Source organism: uncultured Desulfovibrio sp. (assembly GCF_949282365.1).
Lineage (GTDB): Bacteria > Desulfobacterota > Desulfovibrionia > Desulfovibrionales > Desulfovibrionaceae > Desulfovibrio.
This window is the reverse complement of the sequence record NZ_CASDOY010000029.1, coordinates 23,383-29,382: the sequence shown is the minus strand read 5'-3', so window position 1 is coordinate 29,382 and position 6,000 is coordinate 23,383. Positions and strand designations below refer to the sequence as shown.

Annotated in this window: 5 protein-coding genes; all 5 read right to left on the bottom strand. The window is 69.3% G+C overall.

The annotated features are described in order from the left end of the window. Nucleotides 1–128 precede the first annotated feature (128 nt). A complete protein-coding gene (locus tag Q1X76_RS06920; protein WP_300718892.1) occupies nt 129–1,553 on the bottom strand; it encodes an ATP-binding protein in 1,425 nt (474 codons plus the stop codon). Nucleotide 1,554: 1 nt separating this feature from the next. After that, entirely contained in the window at nt 1,555–2,319 is a 765-nt protein-coding gene (locus Q1X76_RS06915) for a response regulator transcription factor (protein ID WP_300718891.1), read from the bottom strand. A 126-nt stretch (nt 2,320–2,445) separates the two neighbouring features. Continuing rightward, nucleotides 2,446–2,997: a methylated-DNA--[protein]-cysteine S-methyltransferase gene (locus Q1X76_RS06910; protein ID WP_300718890.1), complete on the bottom strand. Its 552-nt coding sequence runs from the start codon at nt 2,995–2,997 to the stop codon at nt 2,446–2,448. Continuing rightward, on the bottom strand, nt 2,994–4,154 hold the full coding sequence (locus Q1X76_RS06905; RefSeq protein WP_300718889.1) for an MFS transporter: 1,161 nt from the start codon (nt 4,152–4,154) through the stop codon (nt 2,994–2,996). Before Q1X76_RS06905 ends, Q1X76_RS06910 begins: the two co-directional genes overlap by 4 nt. Before the next feature lie 429 nt (nt 4,155–4,583). Beyond that, nucleotides 4,584–5,480 (bottom strand): hypothetical protein, encoded by an 897-nt coding sequence (locus Q1X76_RS06900; protein WP_300718888.1) that lies wholly within the window; start codon nt 5,478–5,480, stop codon nt 4,584–4,586. Nucleotides 5,481–6,000: the final 520 nt, after the last annotated feature.

Here is a 6,000-nt window from a genome sequence, read left to right as displayed (position 1 = left end):
GGCAGGCGGGCGCCGGCCACGGCATGGGCGGTGCCCTGCCGGCGTGGCGTCCCGTGCCGCCCTCCGGTGGCGTCCCCACGGCGGCCGGAGCGGGCATCCAGAGCGGGCGCGCGGGCCGCAAGGCCGGGCTAGCAGGTCTTGCCGCCGGCCGTGCGGTACAGGCGCAGACGGGCGCACAGGCCGCCTTCGGGACGGTTGTGCAGGCTCAGTTCGCCGCCGTTGCGGCAGGCCATGCTGCGGGCGATGCTCAGGCCCAGGCCGCTGCCCCCGGTATGCGGGCTGCGGGCCTCGTCCAGACGGAAAAAGGGCTCGAAGACGCGCTCCAGCAGCTCGGGCGGGATGCCGGGGCCGTGATCCAGCACCTCGATCCGCAGCACGTCTTCCGCCTCCTCGCCGACGCGGATGCGGACGCTGCCGGAATAATGCAGGGCATTGTCCAGCAGGTTGGACAGGCAACGGCGCAGGCTGTTGGGGCGCACGGTCCAGGGCTGGCGGCAGCTCCCTTCCAGGCGCACGTCCTGGCCCATGTCCTGCCGGTCGGAGACCAGGCTGTCCAGCAGGGCGTTCATGTCCATGCGCACGGGGGGCTCGTCCCGGAGGGCGTCGCGGGTCAGCTCGGCGCTGTTGGCCATGATGCCGCCGAGGATGCCGATATCGCCCAGCAGCTTGGCGCGCAGGGGATCCCCGGGGTCCATGCTCTCCACGCGCAGGCGGATGCGGGTCAGGGGCGTGCGCAGGTCATGGGCCACGGCGGCCAGGATGCGCCGGTGCTGGCCGACGCTGGCGCGGATGCGTTCCTGCATCTTGTTGAAGGCCCGCGCGGCCTCGCGTACTTCGGCGGGGCCGTCCTCGGGCATGGGCGCGGTATGGAGGTCGCGGCCGAAACTTTCGGCCTTGCCCGAGAGCAGGCGCAGGGGCCGCACCACCCGGTGCACCACCAGCAGGATCAGCAGGACGATCAGCCCGGCCTCGAGCATGAGCATGCCCACGGACGAACTGCTGGGCGAAAAGTCATGGGCGTCGCTGCTGATGACGACGCACAGCCATTTGCCGTCCTCCAGACGGACGCTGACCCGGCTCTCATAGACATGGGTCCAGGGCACATGGCGGCGCAGGGTGGGATTCATGCTGTCGGCCACATGGACGCGCTGCACTTCGGTCAGCATGGTCCGGGCGTCCAGGCGGGCTTCCAGACTGGCCAGGTTCCGGCCCAGGCACTGGCGCAGGTACAGGGAGCGTTCGTCCGGGGCCTGCCGGGCGGGATCGGGCGTGTCGCCCAGGCTCAGGTGGACCACGTCCAGCCGTTCCAGGCGTTCCAGCAGGGAGCGTTTGTATTCGAAGGGTTCGGCGTGCAGGAGCTGCAGGGACAGGGCCAGGCTGTTGGCCTGTTCCAGCAGGGCGGAGCGGGCGGCCTGGCGTTCCTCGAGCAGCTGCACGGTGAAGGTGGCCACGGCATGCAGGAGGATGATGCCGCCGATGAGCGTGACCGCCAGCTGCGCGGAGAGCGTGGCGGGCGTCAGCTTGCGCAGGAGGCGGGCGAAGAAGGCGCGCATGCTATTTGCCGGAAAGGACGGGGGCGTCGGCGGGCAGGGCGGGGCGCACGAACTGCGGGCGCACGTCCGTGGCCAGCACATAGCCGTCGCCGCGCACGGTCTTGATGAGCTGGGGCTCGCGGCCGTTGTCGCGCAGGCGGGTGCGCAGACGGCTGATCTGCACGTCGATGCTGCGGTCATAGGGCACGGCATTGCGGCCCTGGGTGCGCTCCAGCAGCTCGTCCCGGCTCATGACGCGCTGCGGGTTCTGCAAAAAGATCTCCAGCAGGCGGTATTCCGTGCCGCTCAGGGAGACCACCACGCCGTCCGGGGCCACCAGATGGCGGGCGCTGCGGTCCAGCAGCCAGCCGGCGAACTGCAGGGGCGTGGTCTCGGGCAGCTCGCGCCTGGCCGCGCCTTCCGTGCGGCGCAGCACGGTGCGGATGCGGGCCAGCAGCTCGCGCGGCTCGAAGGGCTTGCTCAAATAATCGTCGGCGCCCAGCTCCAGCCCGACGATGCGGTCGGTGGTGTCCCCCAGAGCAGTGAGGAAGATGACGGGCACCGTGGATTCGGCGCGCAGGGTGCGGAACAGCTCCAGCCCGTTCATGCCGGGCAGCATGATGTCCATGACGATCAGGCTGCAGGGCACGCGCCGCTGGATCTCGAGGAACTCGGCGGCATCGCCCGCCGTACAGGTGGAAAGACCGTTACGGCTCAGATAGTCGGAAAGCAGGGAACGGATTTCCTCGTCATCGTCGACAATGCAGATGGTAGGGATCTTGTCCATGGCCGCACACCGTCCGAAAGGGCTGCAGGAAGCGTGTTCGCAACAAAACCATGCCCCTCCCGTCCCCCGCTGCGGGGCCGCCCGGCGCCCGGGCGACAGGAAGGCGCATCTTCCCGCACGGTATCCTTACTTGCCACAGGAGGCAACCACCGGCCCCGTCTTCCTGCCGGCATCGGGCCCTGCCCCGCTCCCGGACAGGACATCGTGTTCCAGGGCCAGCAAAAAGCGCTTGCAGTCCAGCCCGCCGCTGTAGCCGCCCAGCCCGCCGCCGGCGGCGATGACCCGGTGGCAGGGGATGACGATCATCAGGGGATTGCGGCCGTTGGCCCGGCCCACGGCGCGGCAGGCGCGCGCATTGCCCACGGCCGCGGCCAGCTCGCGGTAGGAGCAGGTACGGCCGTAGGGGATGTCCTGCAGGGCCCGCCAGACGCGCTGCTGGAAGGGCGTGCCCTGCGGCGCCAGCGGCAGGTCGAAGCGGCGCAGCCTGCCCGCGAAGTAGGCGCGCAGCTGGTCGCGGGCCTCGCGCAGCAGGGGGCAGGGCGCGGGGACGTCGGGCAGGGGCAGTCCGTCCGCCGGGCAGGAGGCGGGAGCGGTCCTGTCCAGCGCGACCAGGGAGCCCGAGTCTTCCGTCAGCCAGAGCAGGCCCAGCGGGCTCGTCATGGCGGCGATGCGCTTCATGCGCGGCCTCCGCCGGCCATGTCGTCAGGCAGGCGCAGGGAGGCCAGGGCCCCCAGGGCGGCCACCGGCACCAGGCAGGCCATGGATACGCCCAGACCGCCGAAATCGTCCGCGATCCAGCCCAGGAGGGGCATGGCCATGCCGCCCACGGTCATGGGCAGGCCCAGGGTCACGCCGGAGGCGAAGCCCATGTTGCGCGCCAGCAGCTTCTGGCCCAGCACCACCATGGAGCTGAAGGGCGCGAACAGGCCCACGGCCAGCGGGGCCAGCAGCAGGGCCGCCAGCCACATGCTGTCCACCCAGGCGAAGGCCAGGGCCGCGGGCAGGGCCAGCCACCAGGAAAGGCGGATGATGCGGGCATAGCCGATCCTGTCGGCCCAGAAGCCGCCCAGCACGTTGCTGCTGACGCCGCAGACGCAGAAAAAGGCCAGCATCAGCGCGCCGAAGCTCTCGCTGCGGCCGAAGACGTCGTGCCAGTACAGGGGGATGTAGGTATTGAAACCCAGAAAAAGGATGGAGCGCGAGGCGATGACCAGGGTCAGCACGCCGAAGGCATGCCAGTCGTTGCGCGGTTCGGCCTGGCCGGGAGCGGCGGCGGGGCGGGGCAGCTCGCGCTGCCAGCCGCGCATATGGAAAAAGAGGAAGGAGGCCGTGCCCAGGGCCAGGAAGAGGAACACGGCCGTGCCGTGCAGGCCCGCCAGGGCGGTGGAGCCGGCCACCAGCAGGGGGCCCACCACGAAACCGCTGTTGCCGCCCACGGAAAAGATGCTCATGCCCGCGCCCTTGCGGCTGCCGGAGACCAGATTGGCGTAGCGGGCGCCTTCGGGATGGAACAGGGCCCCGCCCACGCCGCAGAGCATGAGGGTGAAGAAGATGGCCCAGTAGCTGTCCAGAAAGCCCACCAGCCCCAGGCTGCCGCCCGCCAGCAGCACGGCCAGCGGCACGAACCAGGAGCGGGCGTGCCTGTCGGCCAGATAGCCGAACACGGGCTGCACCAGGGAGGACGTGGCCGAGTAGGCGAACATCAGGGCCCCGGCGGCCTGATAGTTGAAGCCGTGGGCCCCGGCCAGATAGGGCATCAGCGAGGGCAGCGCGCCGCCGTTGATGTCGCAGCTGAGATGCCCCAGGGAAATGAGCAGTATTTTGTGCAGGTCCATGCCGGTCTCCTCAGGATGATACGGCATGGGCATAGCGGGCGGGGCGGGCGGCGTCAAGCGGGGACGCGCGCGAGACGGGCGGGAGGCGCGGCACGGGGAGGAGTGCCGTCTGTGCGGGCGGGCGCCGCTGTCCCGAGACGGCGCGCCACAGGAAGACACGGCCGTCCGCGCGGCTGTCGCGGGAGCCTGGCGTCAGGCCGGGGGAAGGGAGGCTTGCCGGGCGTTCGGCGGCCCTGCGGATGCGGGACCGGCCGGGCGGGGCGAAGCTGCGGGCGCGGCGGACCAGCCCGTTGCGGGGATTCGGGACATGCGGCGCGCACGGGGCGGGAGGCCGTACGCACGGGCGCGGGACCGTACGGGGATGGACGGGGCTGCGGCATGCAAAAGGGCCGCCCGGAGGCGGCCCTTGCGGATTCGTCAAACAGCGGCCTAGCGGCGCGGGGGACGCTTGGCCTTCATTTCGTAGCGGTAGATTTCGTGGATCTCTTCGGTGTAGCCGGGGTAGAAGCCCTTGCCCATGCCCAGCACGATGCGCGCGCCGCGGTTCATGTGCACCAGCAGGTCGCCGGTGGAGGGATCCACGCACAGGCCTTCGATCTCGCCCTGCTTGATGGCTTCGTCAAAGACCTTTTCCATGTAGACGTGGGCATTGCTGGCCGAGGTGATGTCGATGCGGTAGAGGTGGTCGGGCTCGTTGTCGTCGGCGGTGCCGTCGTCGGCGGTCATGAACAGGGAACCGTCGTAGTAGAACACGCCCTGCACCCACTGGGGCACGGGCTGCAGATGCACCTTGCGCAGATAGTTGCCCTTGAGGTCGTATTCATAGAGGTAGCGGCCGCTTTCCTCGCCCACCCAGGAGCACATCCACACGGTCTTCTTGACCGGATCCACGGTGATGCCGGAGACCTCTTCCTGCCCGGACTTGGGTTCGAACTTGAAAGTACGCTTGAATTTCAGGGTATTGGCGTCATGGACGGCGATCTGGATGTCCTTGCCCACCCCGTCCATGAAGTTCTCGGCGCCCACATAGAGCTCGCCGTTGTAGACGTCGATGTCGCCGATATGGTTGGAGGGGATGGAGTAGCCTTCAAAGGGGTTCTTGTTCTCGGCCACCAGTTTGCCGTTCATGTCGTATTTGTACAGGGCCTTGCTGCAGCTCACATAGATGAATTTGCCGTCGCAGGCCACACCCTGGCGACCGGCCACGGGCATGACGCTTTTCAGCGTGTAGGTGTACTTGGCGCCGGGGATGGGCTGGGCCTGGGCGGGCAGGGCCGCGCACAGGGCGCAGAACATGGCCAGACAGGCGAACAGTGCTTTCATCATCTTCCTCCTTCGATTGATGTGCCTGCTATCCCATGAAAAAGACAGCTCCTTTCCTTCCTAGTAACGCGCTAAGGGAAAAAGGGCAACGCCGTACGGCCCCTGTCCCGGGAATGTCACAAAGCGTTACATGCCTGCCATGCGCGCCGGAAGACGGGAACGTGCCGGAAGGCCGGAGGGCGGCGGGGAAGGCGCATCCGCAGATGCAGGCGGCTGTCTCCTGGCTGGAGGGACGGAGCGCCGGGGGGACGGCGGGGATACTGACGGCCAGCGCAGGGCGACAGGACGGGCAGGGAGCGGGACGGACAGGGGGCGGACGTCGCATCCGTGCCCTGGCAGGCGGCGGTAAGGCGGGCAGGGAGCGGGAGGAAAAGGAAGCGGACGCCGCGACAGCGGGTCTTGCACCTGCACGGGGGCCGGGAGCAGGACGGGGAGCGGGGCCCCGCATCGGACCGGAGCCGGAACGGAGAGGTGGCGGCAAGGCGGGACGGGATGGAAGCGGGCAGGGATCTGTCGCCGCGTC

What these genes read in the sequence shown, in the direction of transcription:
- Q1X76_RS06920 (WP_300718892.1), bottom strand. Translation starts at nt 1,553, where the DNA reads ATGCGCGCCTTCTTCGCCCGCCTCCTGCGCAAGCTGACGCCCGCCACG.
- Q1X76_RS06915 (WP_300718891.1), bottom strand. Translation starts at nt 2,319, where the DNA reads ATGGACAAGATCCCTACCATCTGCATTGTCGACGATGACGAGGAAATC.
- Q1X76_RS06910 (WP_300718890.1), bottom strand. Translation starts at nt 2,997, where the DNA reads ATGAAGCGCATCGCCGCCATGACGAGCCCGCTGGGCCTGCTCTGGCTG.
- Q1X76_RS06905 (WP_300718889.1), bottom strand. Translation starts at nt 4,154, where the DNA reads ATGGACCTGCACAAAATACTGCTCATTTCCCTGGGGCATCTCAGCTGC.
- Q1X76_RS06900 (WP_300718888.1), bottom strand. Translation starts at nt 5,480, where the DNA reads ATGATGAAAGCACTGTTCGCCTGTCTGGCCATGTTCTGCGCCCTGTGC.